The sequence below is a fragment of the Microvirga zambiensis WSM3693 genome, assembly GCF_016735695.1.
GTDB lineage: Bacteria > Pseudomonadota > Alphaproteobacteria > Rhizobiales > Beijerinckiaceae > Microvirga > Microvirga zambiensis.
Map to the genome: position 1 here is coordinate 1 of NZ_JAERQD010000026.1, position 26,947 is coordinate 26,947.

Genomic DNA, 26,947 nt, shown 5'->3' on the forward strand with positions numbered 1-26,947 from the left:
ACCCCACGCAGCGCGGCTGCGCAACCCGGGCCAGCTCCGCCGCGCTGCTTCCCCATGTACTACGGCAGCGAATTCGTCTCGCGCGCTCTTGACCTATGGGCGTATCGGAATGGAGTTGTTCTGGATTTCTCCCGTCCTGGCAAGCCCACCGACAACAGCTTCGTGGAGGCGTTCAACGGCAAGGTTCGGGCCGAATGCATTGATCAGAACTGGTTCTTGTCTCTGGCCGACGCCAGGCTAAAATGTGAGGCGTTCAGACACGAGTACAATTGTGAAAGACCGCACAGCTCGATCGGGCATAAGACCCCGGTCGAGTTCATGAAATCCATCGGAGCTCCCAGCCAGCCGATGGGGTCATGAGGCCGGAAGTTCCGCTCGGCCATGGTCCAGCGTTCGGGGCAGGTCCAGCAGGTCCAAAACCATCACTCCATTAACATTCCAACCGGACCAATCGGCGGGGGCGGGTCAGGCACGAGCGGCCGAAGCATGGATTTCCGATAAGCCTGTGAAGCTGCTCTGAAGCAGCAATCGCCCGCGTGTCACGGCACTGGAAACGACAACCGACAGACGAGAGAGCTGACCATCCCGGCGAGAGCGGCACGCCGACGCGGACTATTCTCTCATGCTGCAAGAGCGGCGAGTTGGCGGCTTTCAGCCCCTGCTTGAGGTCGCTCCAATCGCGGGTCCGAGTGTCATGCAGGCCCCAGTCTGAGGGCCTTAACATTCTCGCGCGTGCGCGAAAATGAGAACCGATGCCGCACAATTCCGAAGCGGCAAGCTAGGAGATAGCTGCGATCCAACGTCTCCTTGGCCCCCGTGACGTCTGGGGCGATCCGCAGCTGATGCTGCCCGTAAGGGTTGTTGCGCTCCTCCTGAAACCAACTAGGCTGAGCAGTAACCGCAAGGATCTGTCGTCATGGAACGGATTGTGGTGAACCACATACGAGACGATCTCTCCCTAGTCTCGCATCAGGACCAGACAGTATCATCCCATACCACCGAGCATGAGGCGCTCTCAGCGGCTTTCGCTTTCGCCTCGCGCTGCATCGAGAACGGCAACGAGACCGTGGTTGTTCTCACAAGAGAGCAAGGCCCCGGACGAGCCTCGCGCAGGCGAGCCGTCGGTGGATGCTCGCTCGGTGGTCGCTGGTGGCACCACAGCCCTCGTTAGGGGAACACGATGATGCAAAGCATGGGACAAAAGTCCAAGGCGAAGCATCGGTGGGATACCCCAAGCCTGATCCTCCTTGGAGGGCTTTTGGGCCTGTTCGCCGCCGTCATGCATAACTTCTACGACGCGTTCCGGGACGCAATTCCGGAGGACAATCTATTGGTTCATGTTGTGTCAGGAGTGGTGATTTTCGTACTCGCCGGCGCATTGGTGCTCGGTGTGATTTCCGCCATCCGCAACTGGCTCACACAGCACAGGTAAGTTCGCATAACGACCAGTATGGCACACGAAGGAGAGCCCCACCGCGAATTTCGCGGAAGGCCGTGTGTGGACGGCGCCTTGTGTGGACGGCGCCTGCGTGGCAAGAGGGTTTTGGTCTTTTGACGCTTTGGTCGGGTGCAGCCATGTGTTCGGCCTTGTCGTGCGGCCACATGACCGCTGGCCCTGATGAAGTTCGCGGATCAGGTCCCTATCGTTTATGCTGCGTCTGAGCGCAACGGCCTTCGCGGGCTGCTCTGATCCCCGGCTCGACCGGTTCGTCATCACACCATCACCACCTCACCAATCCTGCAAATGTCTCGTCCAGATCCCATGACCGCCTATGCGGCCGCAGCAGCCGGAGCGCGATATCCTTGCTCGTCCTGGAGGACCGCCCAGGCGATCCGTGCCAGCTTGTTAGCAATGGCGGTTCTGACCACGCTGGCTGGGCGGCGTGCCAGAAGCCCGTTGATCCACCCCGCCGTAACTGAGGTCCGGCCGCGCGCATGTCGCATCAGTGTGGAGGCTCCCAACACCAGAAGCCGTCGCAGATACCGATCACCCTGCTTGGAGATGTGTCCCAACCGCACCTTGCCGCCAGTGCCGCTCTGCCGTGGCACCAGCCCGATCCAGGCCGCCAAGTGCCGGCCTGAGCGGAAGGAGCTCGGATCCGGGATAGTAGCCGCCAAGGCACTGGCGGTGATCAGGCCGATGCCGGGGATGGTCTCCAGGCGCTGGCTCAGCTCATTCGTGCGATGCCACGCTAGGATCTCCTGCTCGACCTGGCCAATGCGGCCATGGACGTCCTCGATCTGAGCGAGGATCAAACGGATGCAGCGCCATGCCAGCTCCGGTAAGGCCATGCCGCGTGCCTTCTCGGCCAGCTCGATGAGCTTGGGAACGCTGGGAAGCCCCTGAGGGGCAATGACGCCGTACTCGGCCAAGTGACCTCGTAGAGCATTAACCAGCATGGTCCGCTGCCGCACAAGTAGGTCACGGGTGCCGTGGAGCATGAGCGCGGCCTGCTGCTCAGGGTTCTTGATCGCAACAAAGCGCATGGTCGGGCGGGTCACCGCCTCGCAAATGCCTTCAGCATCGAGTGCATCACTTTTGCTGCGTTTGACATATGGCTTCACATAGGCCGCAGGCATGAGCCGGACCTCGTGCCCGAGAGCCGCCAGCTCTCGCGCCCAGAAGTGGGCGGTGGAACACGCCTCCATGCCAATCAGGCAGGGCGGCAAGCGCCGGAAGAAGCCAATGAGCTCACTTCGGCGGAGCTGCCGGCGGATCAGAATCTGTCCATCCTGGTCAATGCCGTGGACCTGGAAGACGTGCTTGGCGAGATCGAGACCAACAGTCGTGACATGCATTGGAGCGGCTCCCTGTCTGGCGCTGAGGCAATCACCCTATCTCATAGGGCGCTGCCGGGAGCAGGCGCCGTCCACTCCATCATTTATGGAACTGGCCTCGTCAAGCCCAGCGAAAAGGGTATAGAATTGGCCTTTCAGAGGGGGCTTCCATGAGCCGCGTCCCCGCTTTTGCCAGGGCCATTTGTCTCCCGCTGACCTGCCTCGCTGCGGCCCAGCCGTCGACGAAGAGCGCCCGCATCAGGATGCTGTGCCCCGTCCGTTGCGCTGGACCGGGCTACACCGCCTTAGTAGACGAACTGCGCAAACTTGGCTGGATCGAGGGAAAACGGACTATTGCCGGTTGGCCTCCATCGGACACCCGACAGACAAGGCTCATGCCCCTACTTTCGCTTGATTGAGAAAACTCAACAGGGGGGCACGGATGACTGCGCGAACACTGACGCTTGTAAATCCTTGCGCGTCGGATGCCGACCTTTTTCAAGCGCCTCGGATGGACAGCGCCGGAACGCTCAGCATCGCTGGGGCATTACCGCACACCACAACCCGCTCGTTCAGGAATTACGGCACGTATGTTCGACAATCTGCCCTCCGCGCTGCTTGCACTCTTCCTCGCCTTCTGTGTCCTGTGGCTGATCTGGCAGGTGCTCCGACGGCTCCGGCCATCCCGCAGAGGGAGGCAAGAGTCCTACAGGGAAGCGCAGCCCGAGCCTCGCACGCGCCTCGATGAGTCAGCCCCGCTACAGGCAGCAGGCACAGTCTCCACCATTCCAGACGCGGCTGATGTTCTCGCTCTTAAAGCAGCCATCGACAATCTGGCACGGCAAATTGCTGCCTTGGAGAAACGTCTGGCATCCGGACCGATCGATCATCAACCAGCCTCGGCTTCAGCGAGCGTGACGAGCGTCGAGCCGAGGCCTGAGCTCCCTGCTGTGACCCCGGATCATCGGATCTAAGGCGGGTCTGGCCGCTCGGCTGCACTTCGGCCCGACATGGGTGGTTACTCCGCAGCATCACAGGTGCGCCTGTCTGATACAGATTGCTGTTTCCGAGCCGAGTTACAGGCAAAGCCTGTTCAACCTGCCACCCTTGAGCAGGCTGAGGCCGGCAGGAGATCGGCCTCACGCACAACGCGCTGGCCTGGTCCGCTTGCAGCTTTGATGCGGTAGAGCGGCTCGCCATCCGGTCCGCTCGGAAGCTGGCGCAGGATCTCGTAGATCCCGGTATTCTCGAGAAGCTTGTCCCGCGGCCGCACAAGTTGGCCGATCTGGAACCTGTGATCCATGGCACTTCCTCCTGCTCACTGGGTGTGGTTCTGCTAAGGCAGTCCGCCCATTGATCAAACAACCACATGGCTGTGCTCAACGTTCCTAATCCGGATGGGCAGTGCCTTGGACAAGCAGGCCGTGCGATCTATTGAGGGCAAACGTGGATGTGAGTTGGGCTGATGAAGGATCGGAACCTTCGGCGATCGCTGTTCCCGAAACACGTTGATCCGCGATTAGGTTACCTGCGAGGTGCAAGCCGTGGCTGAAGGCCGGCAAGTTCAACATGATTCATAGAGGATTTGCCCCAGGCGTGAAGTTACACGGAGCCCGCCATCGCCCTAGCGGTCGGAGGCCCCTCGCAGCAAGGACACCATGCCGCCGTACCCGCGGGCCTGTGCGAGCTGGAGTGGTGTCGCTCCGTTGCGGTCAGGGATCCTGGCGTCGGCGCCGGCTGCGAGGAGGGCCCGCACGGTTTCGGTGTGACGAGTCCCGCCGTCCCCGAGGATCACCGCCTCGATCAGGGCAGTCCAACCAAGGTTGTTGACATGGTTGAGCGGCGCGCCGGCTTGGATGAGTTCGCGGACAATGCCGTCGTGGCCGAGATGGGCCGCGGCGATGAGGGCCGTGCCGTCGTAGACGCTGGTGATCAGCTTCGCGCTGGCACCAGACGCGAGCAGAGCTTTCAGTGTCGGAATATCGTCCCTGACGGCCGCGATGGTCACGGCATCATAACGCTGGTTGTCGAGGAGACTGGGATCTGCCCCGGCGGCGACCAGGGCTCGCGCTGCTGCGCCGTGACCCTGGAAAGCCGCCACATGCAGCGGCGTGCGGCCATTCTGGTCACGGCTGTTCGGATCGACGCTCACCTTTCCGAGGCGCCGGACGTCATCAACAGAGCCTTGGGCCGCGGCCGCGTGCAAGCCGCGGTAGGCGGAGAGTTCAGCCTGTGTAGGCGGCGTTTGCGCCGAGGCAGCGCCCCCGGCGAGCCCCAGGATTACGAGCAATCCGACCGGTGCAAGTGGATTGGCCATGGTCTGCCTCCATGTGGCGCAGTGGCCAGTAGAATTGCCGGCCACCGCGTTGGTGATCACTTCAGTTTCGGTTGGATCTTGGCAAGACCCGCGTTCGCGCATTCCTCATCAAGGTGCCCGCCTGGGGCGCCGCCAACGCCCACAGCCCCGATCACCTCATCACCAGCCTTCACCGGCACGCCGCCGCCCAGCAGCAGAAAGCCTTCAATGGCCGCCAAGTGGCGGGAGGGTGAACCGCTCCGAGCTTGGGAGAAGGCGGCCCGATCCCTATATACAGCCCATGCCGCATAAGGGAACTTCGCCTCGTACCCTCGAGCTGTTCGAGTACACGCTGACCATCCCGACGCCCGCGTCCGAACCGGCTTCCGTCGCCCCCAAGCCGCCGGCGCTTGCGAGCCTGTCGGATGCGCAACTGGCTCAGCAGCTTGGCGGCCTCCTCGAAGAGGTGCAACGCCGCCTGAAGACGGGCAGGGGCAGCCGGTCGGAGTTGGAGACCGCAGCGAGGCAAGCCATCCTGTCCCTAAAGAGCCTCGCCCCGAGCCCGCAGAAGCAGTCCAGGTCGTCAGGATCGAGCAAGGCATCAGCGCAGTTGCAGGAGGGGCAGCGGAAAGCGGTGCGGGCTGCTCTTTTGGCCGGGGTGACCCCCAATCAGGTGGCGAAGCACTTTGGCCTCTCGCTGACCACAATCCGCAAGGTGCTGGACGAGAGCACATAGGTTGCAGCAATCAGGTTGAATGCTCGCGCCAAGGTGAGATTTCCGCAGTGGCTGTGCCGCGGAGTGTCCTGCGAGGTGGAGATAAGTCGGAGCACCTGACTTTTAATCAGAGGGTCCTGGGTTCGAGTCCCAGCGCGCTCACCATATTTCCCAAAGGTTTAGAGCCTATGTGGTCGTCCGGCAGGCCACATGCATCACTCTCAGTAATCACATAGTAAGCACGCGGAACCGTTTCGCCGTGGGTGTGCCTCGCGGCCTTCTGGCCATCAGCCACGATCATCTCACAGCTGATTCCTCGGTCATCTGCGAGCTGCGAGGCTAGATCAAGTCCTCATTCCTGAATGGCGGCTTAGGGCAGGAACAGCTGACGTTCCTGGAGGGTAGGGATGCTTCAGGGTTTGACCCTGGCTGTGTCAAAACGCGGTTGGTGGTAGGATTGCCTCAGCCATGTTTGGGGGATCCGATGAGACGCTTTGTTGAAGGCGTGGATCGCAGCCAGACCACCCTGTTTCCCGAAAGCTTGGACGACTGGATCAGTGAGAACAACCCGGTGCGCGTCATCGATGCTTTTGTCGATGCCCTGGATCTGCGGGCGCTAGGCTTTGATGGTGTCGTGCCCGAGGCAACCGGACGTCCGTCCTACCATCCCGCCATCCTGCTCAAGCTTTACATCTACGGCTATCTCAATCGGGCGCAGTCGAGCCGGCGCCTGGAGCGCGAGGCCGGCCGCAATGTCGAGCTGATGTGGCTGACCGGCCGCCTGATGCCGGACCACAAGACCATCGCCAATTTCCGCAGGGACAGCGGCCGGGCCATCCGTCAGGTCTGCACCCAGTTCGTCACCCTGTGCCGCAAGCTGGGGCTGTTGAACACCGCCAGCGTGGCCATCGACGGCTCCAAGTTCAAGGCGGTCAACAACCGCGACAAGAACTTCACCCGGGCCAAGGTCGAGCGCCGCCGGGCGCAGATGGAGGAGAGCGTGGCGCGCTATCTCCGGCAACTCGACACGGCCGATCGGCATGACCCGACAGAAGCGCTGGCGGCCAGGACCACCCGGCTGAAAGAGAAGATCGCCCGGCTCGAGCAGGAGATGCAGCGCCTGGCTGAGTTGGAGGCGCAGATGCTGGCCTCGCCCGACCAGCAGATCTCGCTGACGGACCCGGATGCCCGCTCGATGGCAACCAGCGGGCGCGGCTCCGGCGTGGTGGGCTACAATGTGCAGGTGGCGGTGGAGACACAGCACCATCTCATCGTGGCGCATGAGGTGACCAATGATGGCTGCGACCGTGCTCAACTGTTCGCCACGGGCAAGGAAGCCAAGGCTGTCCTGGAGGTGGAGAGGCTCGAGGCTGTTGCTGATCGCGGTGACTTCGATAGCGAGGAGATCCTGGCCTGCGACCAGGCGGGAGTGACCGTCACCTTGCCCAAGCCGATGACCTCCGGCTCGAAAGCGGATGGCTGGTTCGGCAAGCCCGACTTCGTCTACCTGCCCGAGGAGGACGCCTACCGCTGTCCGGCCGGCGAGAAGCTGCGGTACTACTACAGCAACGTCGAGCGCGGGCTGACGCTGCGGCGCTACTGGACCACCGCCTGTCACACCTGTCCGCTGAAGAGCCGCTGCACCACCGCCAAGGAGCGGCGGATCGTGCGCTGGGAGCATGAGGATGTGCTGGAGGCGGTGCAGCGCCGGCTCGATCTGAACCCAGGGGCGATGCGCCAGCGGCGGAAGGTGGTCGAGCATCCGTTTGGCACGATCAAGCTGCGCATGGGCGCCACCCACTTCCTGCTGAAGACCTTGCCGAAGGTGGCCAGCGAGATGGCGCTGCACGTGATGGCCTACAATCTCACCCGAGTGCTGAACATCCTGGGCATCCAGCCGCTGATGGCCGCCCTCAGGGCCTAAGGGCATGCTATCCTTCCTGCAGATTGGTAGAGGTGCGCAGCCTCATTGCACCATCAATGTCGAGGCGCGAGGGCTCGGCTGGTTGCGGCTTGATTCATCGGTGCATCGCGTGGGCGCGTCCAAGATTCTCCCAAGCATCATCCAGAATTTGTCACAAAGCATCACGATGAATTGCTGAAACAAATCCCGGGTTGTCTCTAAACTTAATCGTCCGAAGGGACGCCTGCCTCTCCACGACCTTGTTGAGCGCGAGCATGCGCTTCTATTTCCACCTCGTTGGGACCATCGGGTGCGATCCCCGATGACACCGGTTTTGAGGCCGTGAACCTTGAGGTGGCCGAAGCGGAATCGCGGCTAGCCCTTGAGGAGATCCGAAATGACAGCCTGTACGCCGATGATGATTGGCAAGGCTGGCAATTGGAGATCACCGATGCATCACATCGGGTTCTCCGCACGATCCCGCTTGATCAAAGCCGCCAAGACTACAGAACAGAAGAACTCTGGCTCATTGCCAAAAAGCGGGTGACATGAATCAACAGCGTGCTTCTGGCTGTTGGGTGTACCATCGACTGGCACGCCCCACTAACAATGCTCTAAGCTCACGCTGCATCAGGCGCTGATGATCTAAGCCAGTCGAGCATGTACGCCCCTCATGACATTTCTTGCGTCACGCATGAGTTCCAGTGCGCAAGTCAGCATTCCTCAGATGGCTTGCCTTTCCCAAGGACGTCGTTCGGGAGTTGCTCAGGTGCGGAGCCGAAGAAGAACGACGGGCGGCCGCTAGGGCCGCCCGTGCTTAGTCTGGAAGCTCGTTCCTTAGCGGATGACCTGCACGACCTTCCGGCTGCTCGGCTCGACCAGAACCGGGGTGTTGTTCACAACGGTGTACTTATAGCCCTTCACCTTATACTCGGCCGGCACCTCGTGATAAGTCACGCCGGACTCCGGCAGGACGGCGCCGACACGCACCTCTTCCTTGTAGGTGTAGGACGGCACCTTCTGGGTCGTCACGTAGGTACGAAACTCCGGCTGCTGCTGATCAGCGATACCACCCACGATGGCGCCCGTCACGCCGCCCACGGCCGCGCCCACCGGGCCGCCGACAACCGCGCCGCCGACTGCACCTGTCGCCGCACCGGCCGCAGCGCCGCCCTGAGCAAAAGCTGCCGCGGGAGCAAGGGATGCAAGCACGGCGCCAGCAAGAAGAAGCTTCTTCGACATGGACTTTCTCCTGAATTCATGGCGAGCTTCGCGCCCGCTGCTCAGATAACGTCCTTTCAGGAGAACGGTTTCCAATATTCTGATAAATATAAGTAGATTTACCTATTATTCAGTAAGATGAACGGTTCATTAACGGCGGAAACTGTATTGTATATCTGGTCGCAAAGTCGTGCGGCAGACGTGCAATGACGCATCACGATCTAAAATTTCTAGTGTGAGTTACCTGATGTCTTAGAGTCCGTCCCGTAAATCATGAGCACCGTCCCAAACGTCGGATGAGGAGCATGACGGATGCTGCGTAGAGGAACGCTCGAGCTGAAGTCAGCGTCGCCTCGGGGTCTTTCCAGAGCCGACGATTGCGGCTGATCCAGGCGAAGAACCGTTCGACGACCCAGCGGCGAGGATGCACCGCAAAGCCAACCTGATCAGGAGGTTTCTTGACGATCTTGATGGCAATCGAGGTGGCTTGGGCTGGGGTCTCGCCGGCATAGCCGCTGTCGGCAAACGCTTTGATGATGAACGGGAACGCGCGCCGCGACAGACGCAGAACCCCACAGGCAACATCGCGGTCCTGAACGTCCGCCGGCTGCGGCTCCAGGATCAGACCACGCCCATCGGTGTCGACCATCACCTGGCGCTTGCGGCCCTTGACCTTCTTGCCGGCGTCATAGCCTCGTGGGCCGCCGCTCTCGGTGGTCTTCACGCTTTGGCTGTCGAGCACAGCGGCGGTGGGCGAGGCCTCCCGTCCCACCCGCTCACGGTCGGCCATGACCAGGAGGTGGTTGATGGTCTCGAACACGCCGGTGTCGCGCCATAGGCTGAACCAGCGAAAGACCGTACTCTTGGGTGGCAGATCCGAGGGCAACAGCCGCCAGGCAATACCGCCGCGCAGCACGTAAAAGATCGCGTTCAGGATCTCCCGAGTGGGCCAGCGGCGTGGCCGTCCTCGGGCGCAGGCCTCGGGGAGGAGCGGCTCAATCAGCGCCCATTCGGCATCGGTCAAATCGGTTTCGTAACGCAGGCCGTCGCGGCTATACTGCCGCCGGGTGGTCGAGGTCCACATTGCGGTTCCAGGTCAGGCTTCAGCACCCTCCTGGAATCATAGGTATCTCGGCCACTCAACCCAGTTCGGGACGGGCTCTTAGCTGGGAAGGAGCACGGCATCGGTGACGCGACCATCGCAACTTGTCCCACCCACCACCTAAACGGGCTGGTCGGAGGGAGGCAAACTCCCTCCGACCAGATGGCTTACTCGATGACCTCGATCACGCGGCGGGTCTCGGGCTCGACCACGGCGATCTCATCGCCGACCACCACGTAGCGGTAGGTGCGCAACTCCGGGACCTCGGTGATGATGGTTTCCGGCACCTCCATGATCTCGACGTCCTGCGGCAGCGTCACGCCTTCGCGGATCTCAACCTTGGATGTGGTGGACGGGCGCGTCGAACCGGTGGTCTCGACCGTGGTCTTGAACTTCTTGCGCTGCTCGCTGCTCAGACCGACCGAAGCCGACTTGCGCGATCCGCCCGACTTGTGGATCACCTCCACGATCTTCTTTGTCCTGGGCTCGACGATCACGATCTCATCACGCACCACGACGTACTGGTAATTCCGGTACTGCGGCACGATGCGAATGACTTCCGCCGGCAGAGGTGCCAGGCGAACCTCGTCCGTGATGGTCGTGCCGACCGACACGTTGAAGGTCACGTTCGACACCGTGTTGACGCTGGTGCTGCTGAAGGCCTGCGTCACTTCTGAGCGCTGCTCGGTGCCCAGGTTGGCAACAGCATTCGTTGTCGTGTTGGCGGTGCTGTTCGACGATGTAGACGACGAGTTGTTCTGCTGTGCGGCGGAATCCGATTGCTGCGCGCCCGAAGTCGATCCCGACTGGATGCTCTGCTGCTGCGACGAGCCGGTGGTCGAGCGCTGCTGGCTGTCCGTGGCCGTGGAGGTCGAGCCGGAGCCGGTCTTCTGGTTGTCCTGCGAACCGGTGGCCGACTGCGACGGGCCCTGCTGCGGACGCTTCTGGCTGTCGGACGCCTGGGCCGGGTTCTGGGAGCCGCTGGCACCCGCTGCGGCCGGGCGCTGGCCCTGATCGGCCGAGTTCGTGGACGACGTGCTCGATGTTCCCTGCGCGGGCGGGCCCTGACGCGGAGCCTGGCTGGGCTGCTCCGCCGACGAGGTGGTCGAGCTCTGGCTGCGGCCAGGAGCCGTCTCGGATTTGCCAGGGGCCTCAGACGAAGCGCCGGGGCGGTTCCGGCTCTGCCCAGGCGCGCTCTCGGACTTGCCTGGCGTCTCCGACGAAGTGGCCGGAGGCTTGATCTGTCCAGGCGCGGTGTCCGACGAACCCGGGGATTGAGTTTGGGCGAGAGCCGGTACTGCGAAGGCCAGGGCCACCGCGGCGGCCGTCGAAAGCAGAGTCGTACGCACGAACTGTTCTCCTTGGATGTTTTCAAACTGCAGAGCTCCAACGAAGCGTGACGGCTTCCGTTCCCACGCCGTGGGAGGACATCAGGCCCAGGGCGCAGCCCACTCGCTGCCCTTCGCCTTCAGTCTGCGCCGGCGCCAAGGAGCATGCGTCGGCTTCGTCGCAGCGGCACAAGGAACGAAGCCGCCGTTCACGGGCATGATCCAGGAGGACACAGAAAGGTCGCACTCGACCTGTGAGTTCCTCCTCCATGGTGGAAATGGGTTCGAGTGGAGATTGGTCCCCGGTCAGCGCCGCACCGCGGGACGGCATACCAGTGATCCTTTGGCTATCCGAGGAGAACGAACCACCTGATTTTCCGCTGACGGTTGGGTTCTGGACGGCCAATCCCGCAACAGGCGCCGACCGCTGGCAGATCTTTGGCCGGGACGACAACCTGCGGTTCGTTTCCGATGGTGAGATCCACGGCTGGAAGGCACTCCTGCGCGGCTGAGTCGACCGTTCGTGTGTCCCAATAGGCACCCTTGGAGCTCAGACCTTCGGGTCAACGCTTGCCTCAGAACGGCCAAGCTCAATAATGGCTTCCTCCGCCAGGCAAAGGCTTCGATGAAAACCATCTCGGACTGCCGGAAACACGCCGAGGAATGCCGAGTGCTGGCCAAGCAAGTGCCGGCGGGCGTACCGCGCGACCAGCTTCTGGAAATGGCGAGTACCTGGAACCGGCTGGCCGAAACTCGCGAGGGGCTGGTGCGCAATCAACCCAGCGGCGATCCGGGGCAGACGGCGGGCCAGGACATACCATCCTCCGGGTCATCCAGAACCAGCGCCGGAACATAAGCTTGGCGGGAGCGTTGGAGGCTGTCCTTGCGCGAGCGGCGATCATGACGGCGTCCGACACTGCCATGGCTCTCACGGACAACACGCAAGCGGCACGGGTGCGGGCCCATGTGCAGGCCATGCTCGCCCGGCTCAAAGCCTGCCTTCAGAAGCAGGCGAAGCAGCCGGTGTAACGCCCTGTGATCTCCCAAGGCTTATCCTGTTCGGACGCCGGTCTTCTTGCATGCCCTTGTTCGGGCCCGCGCTCACGACGATCGGAACAAGCCTGGCTAGAGACAAAACACCGCCTGGACCAGCAACATAGGTTAATGGCGAAGAAGGGGGGCTGCTGCTACTGGGTAAGAACCTTTCTTACCCACCGTCCTGCCATGCCCTCAAAATCCACGATCACCGCGTCCCTGACCCCTGAACTGACTGCCTTCATCGCCGCCAAGGTGCAGACCGGCCACTACCGCAGCGCCAGCGAGGTGGTGCGTGCCGCCCTACGCCTGCTGGTGGAGCAGGACCGTCGTCAACCTGACAGCGTCGACCGGGAGAAGCCCACCGCCGGTGAGCCCGATGCACGGTAAGCCGGCTGCCGCCGTGCGCTCCTCCTCCGGCTCTCCGATAGATCGCCTCTGGCCTTTCTTCCAGCAGGCGCCGGGCATGATCGCCATCGTCAGCGGTCCTGGGCACGTCTTCGAGTTCGCCAACCCTGCCTATCTCGACCTCGTCGGTGGACGCGACGTGATCGGACAGCGGGTGCGTGACGCGCTCCCCGAGCTGGAGGAGCAAGGCGTCGTGGCGCAGCTCGACCAAGTCTACGCCACGGGTGAGCCGTTTACCGGGCGCCGGATGCCTGTCGCCTTCCAGCGCCAGGCCGATGCCCCGCCCGAAACCCGGTACGTCGATTTCGTGTATCAGCCAGTGACGGACGACCAGGGGCAGGTGAGCGGCATCTTTGCCCAAGGTTTCGATGTCACCGACCAGGTCGAGGCGGAAGCTGCCTTCCGGGAGAGTGAGGCCCGCTACCGGCTGTTCTCGGAGGAAACCCGGGAGGGCGTGGTCATCCACGATGGCGGTGTGATCCTCGACTGCAATCCCGCCTACGCCCGCATGTTCGGCTACGATGATGTGGCGGATGTAGTCGGGCGCCCCAGCATCGCATTCGTGATACCCGAGAGCGCGGCTCTGCTTCAGGAGAAGAATGCCCTTGGCCAAGAGGGGCCATACGAGATCCTCGCCTGCCGCAAGGATGGCTCGGTCTTCCCCGCGGAGTTCGTCGGCCGCGAAACCACCTGGAAGGGCCGGAAGGTCCGTATTGGCTTGGCCCGAGATCTCACGCAGCGCAAGCGGCGCGAGGCCGCCTTGCGCGAGAGCGAGGCTCATCTCGCCGCCATCTTCGACCAGACCGCAGCCGGGTTCTCCGAAGGCGATCTCTCAGGACGGTTCCTCCGGGTGAACGACCGCTTCTGCGAGATCACGGGTTACACCCGCGAGGAACTGCTGAACGGCCTGCGCATGCAGGACGTCACCCATCCTGACGATCTGCCGGAGAACCTTCGCCTGTTCCGGCGAGCGGTCGGGGCGGGCGAGCCGTTCCTGATCGAGAAGCGCTACATCCGGCCGAACGGGTCCGAGGTCTGGGTCAGCAACACGGTGACCGTGATCCACGACGAAGCCGGGCAGCCGCGGTCCGTCGTGTCGGTCAGCATCGACGTCACGGCACGCCGGGAGGCGGAAGTGGCCCTGCGCCGGAGCGAGGCCCGCCTCCGGGTGGCGCTGGATGCCGGCCGCATGGGCGTGTGGGCCACCGACACCCGGACTAACTCCGTCACCACTTCCCCCGAGTTCAACCGTCTCTTCAGCTTCCCCGAGAACGCAACCCCGACCCTCGGCGAGATCCAGTCACGCTATGCGCCGGGTGCCAAAGAGCGTCTCCATGCGGCGGCCTATGCCGCGCTCGGCCGGGGGGAGCGCCATGCCGAGGACGAGCTTGAGGTGATCTGGCCCGACGGCTCCCGCCACTGGCTGCTCCTGCGCTCCGACATGGAGGTCACGGCCGGATCGGATGGTGGGACTTACGTCACGGCGACGGGCGTGGCCCTGGACATCACCGAGCGCAAGCTCTGGGAGGAGCGCCAGCGCATGCTGATCAATGAGTTGAACCATCGCGTGAAGAATACCCTCGCGACGGTTCAGTCCATCGCGGTCCAGAGCTTCCGCGAGGTGGGCGCGGCCAGCGGCCCGAGCTTCACGGCCTTCCAGGACCGTCTCTTCGCCCTGGCACGGGCGCATGACCTGCTCACCCGCGACACCTGGGAGGGAGCCGAGTTGCGCGAGGTCATCGGTGAAGTCGTCGCGCCCTACTGCCGCGAAGCTCGTGGACGCTGCCAGGCCAATGGGCCCCGTGTCCGGCTAACACCCAACATGGCACTGGCCCTGTCCATGGCCGTTCATGAGCTGGCGACGAACGCCGCGAAATACGGGGCGCTGTCGGTGCCGTCAGGGCAGGTCTCGATCTCGTGGACGGTCACGCCCGGCGAGCCGCGATGCCTGCACCTGTGCTGGAGGGAGCAGGGCGGTCCTGCCGTCGCTCCGCCGACGCGCAAGGGGTTCGGCACCCGACTGATCGAGCGCAGCTTGGCACTGGAACTCGCGGGCGAGGTCGATCTCGCCTATGACCCTGCAGGCGTGTTCTGCACTATCAAGGCTCCGTTGCAGGAACTTGGGACTTAGCAAAGCCCGGGTCGGATCCGAACAAGCTCGTCGACGGCTCGCCCTGGCCCATTCAAATACGACTAGACATCGCGCCAGCTCAGCTTTCAGCGAAGCGGACAAAGGCACAGAGCCCTCTGATCAGATGTGTCCTCTGATCATTGGGCAGACCGGGGCAGGCCGCATCGATCAAGTCCGTCAGTTCCTCGTGACCGGGGCGGCGCTCTCGGATCTCGTTCGCCCACATGACGATCTCGGATGCCGTGCCTGCGCAGGACGGGCACTCGTCGATGATCTCGTTGGCGAGTTCAATGATCTGGTCGAGCGTGGCAGCGTCGGAAGCCAGCAGCATCGTCCGTCCGGAGGCTAGGTCACTTCGGTTCAACGGTCTGATCCCCACCAGGCGTACCCGGGGGCGGAATGACCCGCGTCGTGCCGGGGTTCGGCATCGGCGGACGAACCGACATGTCCGGGGCGATGTCGGCCGGCGGACGGATCACGCCGTCCGTGCTGTCGAGCTTGTCGCTTAGAGGCTGGTTCGAGCGGCCGACGGAGCCGGTGGACCGGGGATCCTGCGGGCCGGTGCTGTCGGTCTTAAGGCTCTCGGAGGATTGAGGCTGGCCCTGGGCCTGGGCTCTTTGCTCCATGCCGGCCACCAAGCTGGCCAGGGCAACGCCGACGATCAGGAGCTCTCTCTGTCATAGGGCGGTGAATACTACCTGATTGTGGGCTTCGAAAATTCCCTAGCTGATGCCCCTGCCTTCGCGTCCTGAGACCTGCTCCGGCCGTGCAGGCGCTCCCGCTGTCGCCGATGATCCTGTCCGAGATAGTGCGGACGGGAGCGGCGCCGGTGATCCAGCTTGGAGAAGTGCCTATGATCCTCGATCTCCATCGTCAGGGATTGTCCATCTCAGCCATCGCCCGCCGCACCGGCCGCGATCCCAAGACCGTCCGCAAGTACATCGCCCGCGGCCTCGAGCCTCCTGTCTACGGCCCACGCCGGGCCGGTCGCCCCGGCAAGCTGGCGCCGTATCTCGATTACCTGCGCGAGCGCATCACGGCCTTTCCCGACCTGAGCGCGGTGCGGCTCACGCGAGAGATCCGCGAGCGCGGGTATGAGGGCGCCTACACGGCCGTGAAGCGCTTCCTGTCCGCCATCCGCCCAGCTGATCGGCCCAAGCCCTTCGAGATCCGCTTCGAGACGCCTGCCGGCTAGCAGGCTCAGGTCGACTTCGCCCGCTTCGTCACCGTCTTCACCGACCAGCCGGAGATCACCCGCATCGTCTGGCTGTTCTCCCTGGTGCTCGGCCACTCGCGCTACATCTTCGCCCGCTTCGTCCTGCACCAGGACCTGCAGACCCTGCTGCGCTGTCACATGCTGGCCTTCGAGAGCCTCGGCGGCGTGCCGCTCGAGATCCTCTATGACCGCATGAAGACCGCGGTGACCGGCGAGGATGGCGAGGGCCAGATCATCTACAATCGGGCCCTGCTGACCATGGCACAGCACTACGGCTTCCTGCCCAAAGCCTGCCGGCCGTACCGGGCCAAGACGAAGGGAAAGGTCGAGCGGCCCTTCAGCTACATCCGGCAGGACTTCTTCCTGGCGCGCCGCTTTTGTAATCTCGACGACCTCAACGCCCAACTGCGCGACTGGCTCGACACGGTCGCCAATGCCCGTCTGCACGGCACGACCCAGCGCATCGTCGCAGAGGCCTTTGCCGCTGAACGGTCGGAGCTGCAGCCTCTGCCGGCCTTTCCGTTCGATGCCCTGCTCAAGCTCGAGCGCCGGGTCAGCCATGACGGGCTCGTGTCGATCGGCGGCAATTACTACAGCGTTCCGGATCGCACCCGGCGCATTGTCGAGGTGCATCAACTCCCCGACCGGATCCGCATTCTCGAGCAGGGCCGGGTGGTGGCCGAGCATCCGGTGCTCGAAGGCCGGCGTCAGTCGCGGGTCGACCCTGCCCATCGCCAGGGGCTCATCGCGAAGGCATCGCGCTCCGCGCCCGAAGCGATTGTGGTCGGACGCCTGGGTGATCACGTCGCGCGTCGCCCGCTGGCCTTCTATCAAGCGGTCGCGGATCATCTGGCCGCCACGGGAGGTCAGTCATGACAGGCCATGGCCACACCCCTCTCGAGAGCATCCGCACAAGCCTGGTTGGCCTGCGGATGCCGCGTGCCCTGGAGATGCTCGATGCGACGCTGCGGCGCATCGAGCAGGGCGAGATCGACGGGATCGAGGCGCTCGATCACTTGCTTCTGGAAGAGCTCACGTTGCGGGAGAGCCGCCGCATCAAGGCCGCCCTGCTGATGGCGCGGCTGACGACGGTCAAGACCCTGGCGAGCTTTGACTTCGCCTTCCAGCCTTCGCTCGACCGCAATCGCATTCTGGCGCTGGCCGAGCTCAAGTTCATCGATCGGGCTGAGGCGCTACATCTCCTGGGGCCACCCGGCACGGGCAAAAGCCATCTCGCGACAGCCCTGGCGGTGGAGGCGGTGAAAGCCGGCAAGAGCGTCTACTTTGCGACCCCTGGCGGAGATTGTTGCCTCGTTGGCGAAGGCGGAGCGGGAGGGGCAACTGCGCGAGCGCATCCGCTTTCTGTCGCGGGCCGCGCTGCTGGTGGTGGATGAGATCGGCTATCTGCCGGTCACGTCCGGCGGCGGCAATCTGTTCTTCCAGTTGGTCAACGCCCGCTATGAGAAAGGCGCCATGATCCTGACCTCCAATCGCGGCTTTGCGGAATGGGGCGAGGTGTTCGGCGATCCGGTTGTGGCCACGGCGCTGTTGGATCGCCTTCTTCACCATGCGGTTGTGATCCAGATCGAGGGCTCGAGCTACCGGTTGCGTCAGCATGCCGAACTTGTCCCCGAGCACGTGCGTTCGAAAGCCTTGATTACACCGCCGCCGGCACCAAAGCGCCGCGGCCGACCACTTGGAGGGACATCGACGGATCATCCGGCCGGCTGATCACCGGAGAACGTCCTCGCCTATCAGGTCGGGAAAATTGAAGGCCCACAAATGCGGAGGCTTCAACGCCCGTTGACACTCTCGGACTGAGGCGCATGAGCGGCCTCCCTTAACCTCGGTTACGCTCTGCAAGCCAACGCGGGCTTGTCCGCTGCCGTTCCGCTCATTCACGCGCCTGCGGCGGGCTCCTGACCCTGGAAGCAGGACCGCCTCTCGGGATGCTTTCCTCTTCGGCTAGTCCATGCGTTTGAACAGTCCAAGGCCGCCAGAGTTGTCGGGGTGACCCCGTGTCGGGTCGGTTGGAGAAAGTTCATGCAGAAACTTGTGTTCGTGACCGCACTGTGTCTCCTGGCGGGCGCCTGTGCCACGCGGCAACAGAGCACCAGCACGGCCGTTGGAGCCACCGCCGGCGCGGTAGTCGGAGGACCGGTGGGAGCTGTGGTTGGGGCCGGCGCCGGCGCGGTCGCCGGAGCTCCGGGTGGCGTTGTTGATGAGGTTCAGGGCGACAACCGGCGCCGCACCGTGCGGCGGCGGTAGCACCTCCCCAAGGTGCCGGTCCCAGCCCGCTCCACGGGCGGGGCCGTCAGCGTTCATCCCTGCCGGGGACGGAACGGGACCACGGTGCTCGCGCTAACCGGCTTCAGGCCCTCGCTCCTCGCACGGGCGAGGGTGGTCTGTTCAAACCGCTTGTTGAGCCTGATCAGGTCCGGATGCGCGCTTGACGGCATGTCGCCAAAGCTGGTGGCCAAGATGATCGGCGGGTCGGCTTCTGGGCTTTGATGCGCTGGACCAGAACGCCACGCCCATGGCCCGCCAGCAGGCCCAGGTGCGACCACCACGCAAGCTTGGGTCACTAGGCTCACATCGGGTGCTTTGATAACAAGCCCATCCCTCGCGAGTGGAAGTCAGGCTGAATTCATGCTGGAAGATGAGAGGCAGGTGGCGTCGAACCCAGGCGCACCCCGCCCAGGTTCGGTTCGCCCCTCGTCCGATGTGATCCTTGCCAAGATCCTGGTCGTCGATGACGATCACCGGAATCTCCTCGCGGTGGAAGAAGTGCTGCGCTCGCCGGGGATCGAGATCGTCACGGCTGATTCCGGCGAGGCGGCCTTGCGACAAGTGTTGCAAGACGATTTCGCCCTGATCCTCCTCGACGTGCAGATGCCGCGGCTCGACGGCTATGAGGTCGCCGGCCTGATCCGGGCCCGGCCGCGCTCGGCGCGGGTGCCGATCCTGTTCCTCACAGCCGTCAACAAGGACGACGTGCATGTCTTCAAGGGGTACTCGGCAGGCGCAGTGGACTACGTGTTCAAGCCGGTCGAGCCGCTGATCCTGAAATCCAAGGTCGAGATCTTCGTCGACCTCTACCGCAAGACAGAAGAGATCCGCCGGAAGGGCGAGGAGGAGCGGCGGCTTCTGATGGAAAACCTGCGGGTCCGCGGTGAGAAGCTGAAGGCGGAGCAGGCCCTGCGGCGGCGCGAGGAGCACCAGTCCCTCGTCCTCCAGTCGCTGCCAATCGCGCTCTATACCGCCTCCGTGACGGAGGATCACCGGCAACTCCATTTTACGAACGAGAGCATCGAGCGGATCACCGGCTTCGGGCCGGAGGCCTTTCTCGAACGGCCGGATTTCTGGTCGTCCCGGCTCCACCGGGAGGATCGCGACCGGATCCTGGCTCAGCTTCACGATCTGGCGGAGGACGGCACCGTTAGCCTGGAGTATCGCTGGCGCTGCGCCGATGGGACGGAACGCCATGTCCTCGACCAGACCATGCTCATGCGCGACGACGAGGGACGCCCGCGGGAGTTCTTCGGCATGTGGTTCGATATCACCGAGCGCAAGCAGATGGAGCAGAACCTGCTCCACGCCAGCAAGCTCGAAGCTGTCGGCCGCCTCACGGGCGGCATCGCCCACGATTTCAACAACATGCTCAGTGTCGTGGTCGGCAATCTCGACCTGCTGCGGAAATCCATCCAGGGCGACGAGAAAGCCGAGCGACGCGTTCGGATGGCGATGGAGAGCGCTCAGCATTGTGCCGATCTCACCTACAGGCTTCTCACCTTCTCGCGGCGTCAGCCGCTGCAGGTCTCAACCATCGACCTGAAGACCCTTATGCCTGGGCTGCTCGATCTGATGGGGCGGACCTTGGGCGAGCGTATTCATGCGAAGCTGCATCTGGACCAGGATGTCTGGTCCATCCAGGCCGACCGGGCCCAACTGGAGGCTGCGCTCCTGAACCTGGCGGTCAATGCCCGTGACGCTATGCCCGAGGGCGGTGACCTGACCATCACCGTCGAGAACCAGGTGATGGAAGACGGCAAGGCTGTCCCGGCCGGCGCATACGTCATGATCGCGGTCGGCGATACGGGAACCGGCATGCCTCCCGAAGTGCTGAAGCGCGTGTTCGAGCCGTTCTTCACGACCAAGGAAAGCGGCAAAGGGACGGGCCTCGGGCTCAGCATGGTCTACGGTTTCGTTCAGCAATCACAGGGCCATGTGGAGGTGGACAGCGTGCCGAACGTCGGCACGACGATCCGGATCTACCTGCCCCGCGCGGAAGGAGCCGGCGAGCGACCACAGGACATTCACCCGACCATCGCGGAGCCCTTTGGGGCCGGACGGACCGTGCTCGTCGTCGAGGACAATCCGGCAGTCCGGCAGGTGGCGGTCTCGACGATCCGCTCCCTGGGTTTCGAGGTGATCGAGGCTGCAACCGCCGACGAGGCGCTCCGACTGCTGAAGGCGAACGGACGCGTATGCCTCGTGTTCTCCGACGTGCGCATGCCAGGTGAGCGCACCGGCATCGATCTTGCCCACGTCATCAAGCACGAGATGCCGGACGTCCGGGTGCTTCTGACGACCGGCTATGTGGACGGCGACGGGACGGTCGAGGACGTCGACCTTCTCTACAAACCTTACCAGATCAGCGACCTCGCAGAAAAGATCCAATCAATCATGGCAACTCCCCATATCCCTGAAGTCGGATCGCCTCCGGCTCCTGCCCCAGCATCCGCCGCGGAGTGAGTGGATGCGCTCCCCGTCCGGAGAGCGGATGGGCCGCAGCGATGTCAGGTTGGAACAGTCGTCAAAAGAAAGGCCCCGCAAAACGAGGCCTTTCCCAACGTGGGCGACAGGGTGGGGGTAACCAGCGCCACACGCTCAAGCTTGAGCTAGCGCTTGTCTCATGCCGCACAAGTCATTTACCCCCTAGGCGCTGGACACTGCTTTCCTATGCCGGGACGTTGTACCCACGATGCTCGGGAGTACCTCCTACCAGCCACCGTAATAGCCGTAGGCCGGGCCGCCCCACGAATAGCCGTAGCGCGCGGGTGCATAGCCATAATCGTACGTGACCGGCGCCGAGTACCGGACCACCCGCCTGGTGCGGTAGACCGGGGGCGGCGCATAATCGTAATCGTCATAGGTGCGCACCACACGGGTCGTCGTGACGGGCGCATAGCCGTAGCTCGGATAGCCATAGGCGGGAGTCGCATAGGCATTCGAGGCTGCCGCCCCGATCAAGCCGCCGACGGCGAGGCCGGCCACGCCTGCCGCGACCACGGCTCCGGTGTTGCGGCGCGAGCGCGCTTCCGAATCCGTGCTAGCCGCCAGGGATCCAAACCCGACCAGGGCCACCGCTGAGAGAACTGCCAGCTTACGCATGACCTTACTCCTACCGAGTGGGACAAGACTCGAAGGAGCTAACGGTGCTTGGCGGGCATGGTTTCAGCGGGGCTGTTCCTGGCGGAGCGGCTGCGCATGCCTGGGATTGCGCGAGACCTGACGGGGGCATCCCCTCGCCAGGGCTCTCTATGCCAGCCGGCCTTGCTCCCGTTCCTTCCGCCGCAGGGCCAAGATCAGGTCGATGCAGTCGTCGGGGATCGGCTCGCCCACGAGGGGGCGGTAGACCTGTCGCAATCTCCGACCGATCCGGACCTGAGCGGACTTACCGAGTTGTCCTCTTCCAGGTTTCTGTCGATTAGGAACCATGACTTCTCCAGGCTTCATCGAGGACAAGGATGTAAATGCATGGTTAACAGTTGGTTAAAGCTTCGCGGCTCCGGAGAGGAATAGCCCACCCTATCTGAGATTTAGCTTGGCTATTGAAGCGCGTCTGGTCTGTTCTGGCCTAAGGCTCCAAGCTTCTGCCGAGGCTTTTCTTAGGTGACAAGCGGCTCTCAGAAGCAGGGCTGACGGAACGAACATGACGTTGCACCCGTTGCCGAGGTGATTTGCAGCGTGCCCGTGTAATGTCTGAATGAGTAATGGTCCCACCCCAGCGAGCCTGAGTGCCGTCCAGAGCCGGATCGATGACCTCGCCGACCAGGCTGGAGTTGAAGGGGCCGCGCGCATGAGCGTGGCCGAGACGTTGGCTGCTCTTCCATGGCCCTTCCGGCGCCGGCTGGTGCTGACCCTGCAGAGCCTGAAAGCTTTCTCGCCTGATCCAGGCATGCAGGACGCGGCTGACTTCTTCCAGCTGAAGGCTGCCGAGGTGTGGGCCGCGATGCCTTTCGAAGGCCACCGGGATGGGACGACCTCCGAGACCGCGGTCCTCATCGAGCGTGAAGCGGAGCGCCGGTTGGCAGCCCGCCCCAAGAAACCCTGACCACCGGGGCTCGTCAGCGGCCATCTGTGATCAGGGGCCACGCCTGTCGCCGGGGCTGTTTGGGCGGGAGACTCCGCTCCCGCTGATGCCTAATGCTTGGACGAGTCCGTCCGCGCCTCGACGATCTCGCTCACCGCCCACTTCGAGGACTGGGCTGTCGTAGACCCTTTGGGTTTGTCTTTCTTCGGCTTCTTCGCCTCGCGGTTTCCATGCTGTTCGCGGTGCGCCATGACCGTCTCCTTCCACATCGCGGATCTCACGGACCCAGCCGATCCCGCGGTCAAATTCTGCCCGTCAGTTCGGAATGATCTGGATCACCTTCCGGCTGTCCGGGTCGACAACCGCAATGGTCTTGCCGGTGAGCAGGAATTTGTAGCTCGTGGTCGCCGGCACTTCGGTGACGCTGTCCTGGGGCAGGCCCCAGAGCTCCACGCTCTCTGGAACCGTCATCCCCACGGTAACGGGGCCGCCCGTCCGCGCTTCAGGCGGGTGCTCCCGTTGCACGTGCTGCCTTACGGTGGCCTGTTTCTCCGGGGAGAGCTGCACGGGCGATGTTTCCACCGGCGTGCCGCCCGTCTGGGCTGATGCCGATGTCCCAAGCAGGGCCGTGAGCAGCAGGGCCCGCGCCAATCCCGTCATAGATTGCGCCGGCCGTCGTCGCGCAGGCTGTCCTTCAGCCCGCCGACGGTGTTCTGGATCCGGCCTTCCGCCTGATCTATCTTGTCCTCGGTGCGCAGCTTCGTGTCGCCAAACATGCGCCCGAAGAACTCCTTCACACGGCCACCCAGGGTCTTGGCGCTGCCTTCGATGCGATCTTGGTCCATGATAATGCTCCTGCAACAATGTTTGCAGGATCAACGTTTGGTGCCCCGGACCGTTCCGGATTCGGGCCTTAGGGAGACGCTGCTTCCTCTACGATCCGCACTGCTGCCGCCCGATGGCTCATCCGGAGGTGGCAGGCATTGACGGCTTTCATCCTTGCCGAGGACGGAACGGCAGGGCCGCCCTTCGATCCGCCGGCTTCAGGCCTTCGCCGATGGCGTGGGCGAGGGTGGTCTGATCAAACGGCTTGCTGAGCCTGCGAAGATCCGAGGGCGCACTCTGTGGCATGTCGGCGAACCCGGTGGCCAGGATGATCGGCAGGTCGGGCCGCTCGGTGTTGATGCGCTCGGCCAGCTGGACTCCGGTCATGGCCGGCATGGCCTGATCTGTGAGCACCAGATCGACATTCCTGCCGCTCGCGAGAATGGTCAACGCCTCCTGGCCGGAGCCGGTCTCGATGACGTGATGCCCGAGGTCCTCCAGCATCGCTGCTGTGTTGGCCAGCACCAGGGCATCGTCGTCGACCACGAGAATGGTGAGCGGCCGGAGGGCCATCGATGGGCCCCTCGGGGCAGGGACGGGCGATGAGATAGGCTCCGAGGAGGCCCGTTTCTGGACAGCGGGGAGCCAGATTTCGGCGGTGGTGCCTTCACCCGCCCGGCTTCGCAGGATGAGTTTCCCGCCGGACTGCGCTGCAAGGCCATGCACCATGGACAGCCCTAGGCCCGTGCCCTTGCCGACGCCCTTGGTCGTGTAGAATGGCTCCATCGCCCGCGCGAGGGTCGCCTCGTCCATGCCTTCGCCTGTGTCCGTGACGGACAGGCACACGTAACGGCCTGGCAGGAGATCGCTGCCATCGTCCGGGGTGTTAGTCTGTTCGCGGGCTGCAATGACAACGCTTCCGCCTTCCGGCATCGCGTCACGCGCGTTGACGACTAGGTTCAGCAGCGCGAGTTCGAGCTGGTGCGCGTCGACATGGGCGCAAGCCATGCCGAGCGGAAAGCGCGTCTCGATCTGCACCATCGGCCCGATGGAGCGCTGGAGCAGGTCGGTCATGTCCTTCACGAGATCGGGGATGTCGACGGGCTCTGCCGCGAGCTCCTGCCGGCGCGCGAAGGCCAGCAGGCGCTGGGTCAGGGCCGCGCCCCGCTGGGCCCCCTGGACCGCGCTGTCGAGCAGGCGCGTGGCCTTGGGATCATCCGGCAGACGCTTGCGCAGAAGTTCCAGGTTGCCCAGCACCACCGCCAGCAGGTTGTTGAAGTCATGCGCCACACCACCGGTGAGATGGCCGAGAGCCTCGATCTTTTGCGCTTGGCGCAGCGCCTCCTCGGTTTTCTTGCGGTCGGTCACATCGACGACGCCGCCAAGTATGTGGAGAATTCGTCCTTCTTCGTCGCCTACAACGTTGCCGGACACGAGCACGTCGAGAATACGGCCGCTCTTGGTGATGAACTGATAATCGATGTCCCTTGCCTTGCCTTGCGCGAGGAACTTCGGCCAGATCAGCTCCTTCTGACGCTGAGCTGACTCCTCCGTCATGAAGTCCGAGACCCGGCGGCCGATGACCTCGTCACGGGGGTAGCCCAGGAGATCAAGCCAGGCATCGCTGACGTGTTCAATCGTCCGGTCCTCGCCCAAAGAGTGCAGGGGCAGGGGCGTCTTCTTGTAGAGCCGGCGGAAGCGTTCCTCGCTGACGCGAAGGGCCATTGCCTCTCGGTCCGCCAGAACGGCAAAGTGGCGGTCGAACATGGACCCAATCAGGGCCAGGAACAGGATCAGGAAAGTAGTGCCGGCCACCGCCAGCGCGAGGCCGGTCTGCCCGATGGTGGCATGCGACGGGATCGCATCGAACATGGGATCTTTGGGATGGGCGGTGAAGGTCGCCGCTCGCATCGCGGCATAGTGCATGCCGGAGATAGCCACTCCCATCGCAATGGATGCGACAAGCCGTTGGATGAGATCTGTGTTCCGGAGTGCAAGCCAGAGTGCGACGATGGCGGCTCCGATGGCAATCAGGACCGAGATTGCGACCCAAAGGCTATCGTAGCTCAGGTCCGCATCCACGTGCATCGCCGCCATACCGGTGTAATGCATGGCGACGATCCCGAGGCCGACGAGCAGGCCGCTCGCCGCGAGCACTTTTGGGCCGACAGGTCTGCGGCTCACGATGAAGAAACCGGCGCCGGTCGCCAGGATCGGCAGTGCCAGCGACAGCAGCGTGAGATCCGCATGGTAGTGCACGGGCAAGTCCGGCAAGCTGTAGGCCAACATGGCCACAAAGTGCATGGACCAGATACCGCCCCCCATTGCGACGGCCGCCGCGGCCAGCCAGGCATGGCTCCTCCAGCCTCTGTCGGAACCAACCCGGCTGGCAAGATCCAGGGCGGTGTAGGATGCGAAGGCCGCCAAAACAAACGACAGGGTGACCAGGGCGTGATCGTGCGCTCCCACGAGCGTCATCGGTTACAGTCCGAGTGGGAGATGATCCATCGGCGAGGCAGCGACATTGTTATTCCTTTTGGTTCGCTTGTAGCTCCATAGCGTTCTGAAGCTTACAGGGAAACGGTTTTGGCCGGTTCACTCGGCTGCAATCATGATGTCATCATGAGAGCTGGCGCGCATGTGCTGCTGTGCCCACAAGGCGGCTTGGGTCCGGTTGGACACCTTGACCTTCCTCAGAATGGCTTTGACATGGACTTTGACTGTCGCCTCAGCCAATCCCAGATCCCGCGCGATCACCTTGTTCGATGCGCCTTGGGTAATGAGATGCAGGATCTGGGCTTCGCGACCGGACAAGCTCTTTCCGCCGAGACCATCGTTAGCCGGCACGGCGGCAACAGATCCTCCGAAGCCACCTTCGTAGCTCCGGTCCCCTGCATCCAACAGGGCCCGGCTAACGTCTGCGGGGATAAACCGCTCACCGAGCATGACCAACTCAAGCGCCAAGACGAGAACCTTACCGCTCATGGTTGTCGGACAAAGTCCGTCGAGGCCTGCTTGGAGAGCACGGGTGGCAGCGATGGGATCCAAGTGATCGCTCAAGTGGACCATCCGTGCGGAAGGCCATCGCGTCTTCAGGTGGGAAATGACCTCGCAGACGTCATCGCCAGCTTGGTCGGTGTAGATCAAGCAGAGGGCAGGCGCCTCCGATGCCTGTTCGTCGGCCTCTGCCGAGACGATGAACGGCGTGCCCGCAAGGATGTGGTCGATGCCGCTGCGGATAAGGCTGTTACGGCAAATCAGTTTGGTCGCAATGTAGGCGCATGCTTGTACTGCAAGAGGGAGGGTTTTCTCACTGCAGACAGTATCCTGGTCCATGATTTGCATTCCCTCCTATGTTCAAACATGTGCGTTGGAAGGCACGTACATTTGCGCTCAGATGCTGGCCAGCAGGAGACCTGCCCCAATAAAGGAGCTGACGGAGGCGACAAAGAGGAGCGCTGCGCATCTCAGCGAAGGGCCCGAACTCGGGAAGTCTGAAGGATTCGGCGCCAGTGCTTGAGGCGCTACTGTTACGTGGGGGCGATGCATGGCTGACCCTGCCTCGTCGGTTGACGTCACATGAATGTCAAACGGAGGCAGCCGCGGGCTTATTCCTTCACGAATCATATAGAAGCGTTTCAATCCCCTGCGCGGCTCCGGCCGGGACGATGGC

At 63.3% G+C, this 26,947-nt stretch carries 28 protein-coding genes, 1 tRNA gene and 3 pseudogenes; 16 read left to right on the forward strand and 16 right to left on the reverse strand.

The window, feature by feature from the left end; genetic code table 11:
• The coding region (locus JKL46_RS19190) for an integrase core domain-containing protein (RefSeq protein ID WP_210381406.1) at positions 1 to 360 on the forward strand (360 nt) is incomplete at its 5' end.
• A gap of 820 nt (positions 361 to 1,180) precedes the next feature.
• Positions 1,181 to 1,432 (forward strand): hypothetical protein, encoded by a 252-nt coding sequence (locus JKL46_RS19195; RefSeq protein ID WP_201836006.1) that lies wholly within the window; start codon positions 1,181 to 1,183, stop codon positions 1,430 to 1,432.
• Between the two features lie 338 nt (positions 1,433 to 1,770).
• Here the strand turns inward: JKL46_RS19195 and JKL46_RS19200 are convergent, their stop codons facing one another.
• From JKL46_RS19200 to JKL46_RS19215, 4 genes and pseudogenes are all read right to left on the reverse strand, one after another.
• Entirely contained in the window at positions 1,771 to 2,799 is a 1,029-nt protein-coding gene (locus JKL46_RS19200) for an IS110 family RNA-guided transposase (RefSeq protein WP_201836008.1), read from the reverse strand.
• A gap of 1,072 nt (positions 2,800 to 3,871) precedes the next feature.
• On the reverse strand, positions 3,872 to 4,081 hold the full coding sequence (locus JKL46_RS19205; RefSeq protein WP_201836010.1) for a hypothetical protein: 210 nt from the start codon (positions 4,079 to 4,081) through the stop codon (positions 3,872 to 3,874).
• Between the two features lie 321 nt (positions 4,082 to 4,402).
• Complete coding sequence (locus JKL46_RS19210; RefSeq protein ID WP_201836012.1) at positions 4,403 to 5,095, reverse strand: ankyrin repeat domain-containing protein; 693 nt, start codon at positions 5,093 to 5,095, stop codon at positions 4,403 to 4,405.
• 56 nt (positions 5,096 to 5,151) lie between these two features.
• Positions 5,152 to 5,316, reverse strand: a pseudogene (locus JKL46_RS19215) (heme-binding protein); the annotation flags it as partial.
• Positions 5,317 to 5,375: 59 nt separating this feature from the next.
• On the opposite strand from JKL46_RS19215, the gene JKL46_RS19220 reads away from it, so the two are divergent.
• From JKL46_RS19220 to JKL46_RS19235, 4 genes are all read left to right on the forward strand, one after another.
• On the forward strand, positions 5,376 to 5,810 hold the full coding sequence (locus JKL46_RS19220; protein WP_201836014.1) for a helix-turn-helix domain-containing protein: 435 nt from the start codon (positions 5,376 to 5,378) through the stop codon (positions 5,808 to 5,810).
• Positions 5,811 to 5,882: 72 nt separating this feature from the next.
• Positions 5,883 to 5,954 (forward strand) — tRNA-Lys (locus JKL46_RS19225).
• Positions 5,955 to 6,273: 319 nt separating this feature from the next.
• Positions 6,274 to 7,713, forward strand: a complete 1,440-nt coding sequence (locus JKL46_RS19230) for an IS1182 family transposase (protein WP_201836016.1) — start codon at positions 6,274 to 6,276, stop codon at positions 7,711 to 7,713.
• 276 nt (positions 7,714 to 7,989) lie between these two features.
• On the forward strand, positions 7,990 to 8,244 hold the full coding sequence (locus JKL46_RS19235; RefSeq protein ID WP_425493284.1) for a DUF6894 family protein: 255 nt from the start codon (positions 7,990 to 7,992) through the stop codon (positions 8,242 to 8,244).
• 285 nt (positions 8,245 to 8,529) lie between these two features.
• Here JKL46_RS19235 and JKL46_RS19240 read toward each other — a convergent pair whose 3' ends face one another.
• From JKL46_RS19240 to JKL46_RS36605, 3 genes are all read right to left on the reverse strand, one after another.
• Complete coding sequence (locus JKL46_RS19240; protein ID WP_201836020.1) at positions 8,530 to 8,934, reverse strand: DUF1236 domain-containing protein; 405 nt, start codon at positions 8,932 to 8,934, stop codon at positions 8,530 to 8,532.
• A 250-nt stretch (positions 8,935 to 9,184) separates the two neighbouring features.
• A complete protein-coding gene (locus JKL46_RS19245; RefSeq protein WP_201836022.1) occupies positions 9,185 to 9,997 on the reverse strand; it encodes an IS5 family transposase in 813 nt (270 codons plus the stop codon).
• Between the two features lie 185 nt (positions 9,998 to 10,182).
• Positions 10,183 to 11,364, reverse strand: a complete 1,182-nt coding sequence (locus JKL46_RS36605) for a DUF1236 domain-containing protein (RefSeq protein WP_201836024.1) — start codon at positions 11,362 to 11,364, stop codon at positions 10,183 to 10,185.
• Between the two features lie 314 nt (positions 11,365 to 11,678).
• Here JKL46_RS36605 and JKL46_RS19255 point away from each other — a divergent pair, with 314 nt between their 5' ends.
• From JKL46_RS19255 to JKL46_RS19270, 5 genes are all read left to right on the forward strand, one after another.
• Positions 11,679 to 11,855: a hypothetical protein gene (locus JKL46_RS19255; RefSeq protein WP_201836027.1), complete on the forward strand. Its 177-nt coding sequence runs from the start codon at positions 11,679 to 11,681 to the stop codon at positions 11,853 to 11,855.
• 113 nt (positions 11,856 to 11,968) lie between these two features.
• On the forward strand, positions 11,969 to 12,199 hold the full coding sequence (locus JKL46_RS19260; protein WP_201836035.1) for a hypothetical protein: 231 nt from the start codon (positions 11,969 to 11,971) through the stop codon (positions 12,197 to 12,199).
• Positions 12,200 to 12,243: 44 nt separating this feature from the next.
• Entirely contained in the window at positions 12,244 to 12,372 is a 129-nt protein-coding gene (locus JKL46_RS36365) for a hypothetical protein (RefSeq protein ID WP_281399900.1), read from the forward strand.
• A 195-nt stretch (positions 12,373 to 12,567) separates the two neighbouring features.
• Positions 12,568 to 12,768, forward strand: coding sequence for a type II toxin-antitoxin system ParD family antitoxin (locus JKL46_RS19265; RefSeq protein ID WP_201836040.1), 201 nt, complete (start codon positions 12,568 to 12,570; stop codon positions 12,766 to 12,768).
• Positions 12,758 to 14,917 carry a PAS domain-containing sensor histidine kinase gene (locus JKL46_RS19270; protein ID WP_201836048.1) on the forward strand — a complete coding sequence of 720 codons (2,160 nt, stop codon included), beginning with the start codon at positions 12,758 to 12,760 and terminating at the stop codon, positions 14,915 to 14,917. The genes JKL46_RS19265 and JKL46_RS19270 overlap by 11 nt, the downstream gene beginning before the upstream one ends.
• Before the next feature lie 79 nt (positions 14,918 to 14,996).
• Here JKL46_RS19270 and JKL46_RS19275 read toward each other — a convergent pair whose 3' ends face one another.
• On the reverse strand, positions 14,997 to 15,248 hold the full coding sequence (locus JKL46_RS19275) for a hypothetical protein (protein WP_201836050.1): 252 nt from the start codon (positions 15,246 to 15,248) through the stop codon (positions 14,997 to 14,999).
• 19 nt (positions 15,249 to 15,267) lie between these two features.
• Positions 15,268 to 15,543, reverse strand: coding sequence for a hypothetical protein (locus tag JKL46_RS19280; RefSeq protein WP_246529409.1), 276 nt, complete (start codon positions 15,541 to 15,543; stop codon positions 15,268 to 15,270).
• 203 nt (positions 15,544 to 15,746) lie between these two features.
• Here JKL46_RS19280 and istA point away from each other — a divergent pair.
• The 4 genes and pseudogenes from istA to JKL46_RS19300 all read left to right on the forward strand — a co-directional run bounded on the left by istA (position 15,747) and on the right by JKL46_RS19300 (position 20,888).
• Positions 15,747 to 17,009 (forward strand): annotated as a pseudogene (gene istA / locus JKL46_RS19285) (IS21 family transposase).
• Positions 17,006 to 17,864, forward strand: a pseudogene (istB, locus tag JKL46_RS19290) (IS21-like element helper ATPase IstB). The pseudogenes istA and istB overlap by 4 nt, the downstream one beginning before the upstream one ends.
• Before the next feature lie 312 nt (positions 17,865 to 18,176).
• Positions 18,177 to 18,401, forward strand: coding sequence for a hypothetical protein (locus JKL46_RS19295; protein ID WP_201836052.1), 225 nt, complete (start codon positions 18,177 to 18,179; stop codon positions 18,399 to 18,401).
• A gap of 402 nt (positions 18,402 to 18,803) precedes the next feature.
• On the forward strand, positions 18,804 to 20,888 hold the full coding sequence (locus JKL46_RS19300; RefSeq protein WP_343074081.1) for a response regulator: 2,085 nt from the start codon (positions 18,804 to 18,806) through the stop codon (positions 20,886 to 20,888).
• Positions 20,889 to 21,134: 246 nt separating this feature from the next.
• Here the strand turns inward: JKL46_RS19300 and JKL46_RS19305 are convergent, their stop codons facing one another.
• Together JKL46_RS19305 and JKL46_RS36875 are read right to left on the reverse strand one after the other, a co-directional pair.
• Positions 21,135 to 21,527 carry a hypothetical protein gene (locus JKL46_RS19305; protein WP_201836061.1) on the reverse strand — a complete coding sequence of 131 codons (393 nt, stop codon included), beginning with the start codon at positions 21,525 to 21,527 and terminating at the stop codon, positions 21,135 to 21,137.
• 147 nt (positions 21,528 to 21,674) lie between these two features.
• Positions 21,675 to 21,872, reverse strand: a complete 198-nt coding sequence (locus tag JKL46_RS36875) for a NepR family anti-sigma factor (protein ID WP_425493286.1) — start codon at positions 21,870 to 21,872, stop codon at positions 21,675 to 21,677.
• A gap of 250 nt (positions 21,873 to 22,122) precedes the next feature.
• Here JKL46_RS36875 and JKL46_RS19315 point away from each other — a divergent pair, with 250 nt between their 5' ends.
• Complete coding sequence (locus tag JKL46_RS19315) at positions 22,123 to 22,470, forward strand: hypothetical protein (protein ID WP_201836065.1); 348 nt, start codon at positions 22,123 to 22,125, stop codon at positions 22,468 to 22,470.
• A gap of 89 nt (positions 22,471 to 22,559) precedes the next feature.
• Here JKL46_RS19315 and JKL46_RS19320 read toward each other — a convergent pair whose 3' ends face one another.
• From JKL46_RS19320 to JKL46_RS35675, 5 genes are all read right to left on the reverse strand, one after another.
• Positions 22,560 to 22,700 (reverse strand): hypothetical protein, encoded by a 141-nt coding sequence (locus JKL46_RS19320; protein ID WP_201836067.1) that lies wholly within the window; start codon positions 22,698 to 22,700, stop codon positions 22,560 to 22,562.
• Positions 22,701 to 22,764: 64 nt separating this feature from the next.
• Positions 22,765 to 23,109, reverse strand: coding sequence for a DUF1236 domain-containing protein (locus tag JKL46_RS19325; protein WP_201836069.1), 345 nt, complete (start codon positions 23,107 to 23,109; stop codon positions 22,765 to 22,767).
• Entirely contained in the window at positions 23,106 to 23,294 is a 189-nt protein-coding gene (locus JKL46_RS19330) for a CsbD family protein (protein WP_201836071.1), read from the reverse strand. The genes JKL46_RS19325 and JKL46_RS19330 overlap by 4 nt, the downstream gene beginning before the upstream one ends.
• Before the next feature lie 148 nt (positions 23,295 to 23,442).
• Complete coding sequence (locus JKL46_RS19335; protein WP_201836073.1) at positions 23,443 to 25,752, reverse strand: MHYT domain-containing protein; 2,310 nt, start codon at positions 25,750 to 25,752, stop codon at positions 23,443 to 23,445.
• 117 nt (positions 25,753 to 25,869) lie between these two features.
• Positions 25,870 to 26,610, reverse strand: coding sequence for a LuxR C-terminal-related transcriptional regulator (locus JKL46_RS35675; protein ID WP_246529410.1), 741 nt, complete (start codon positions 26,608 to 26,610; stop codon positions 25,870 to 25,872).
• Positions 26,611 to 26,947: the final 337 nt, after the last annotated feature.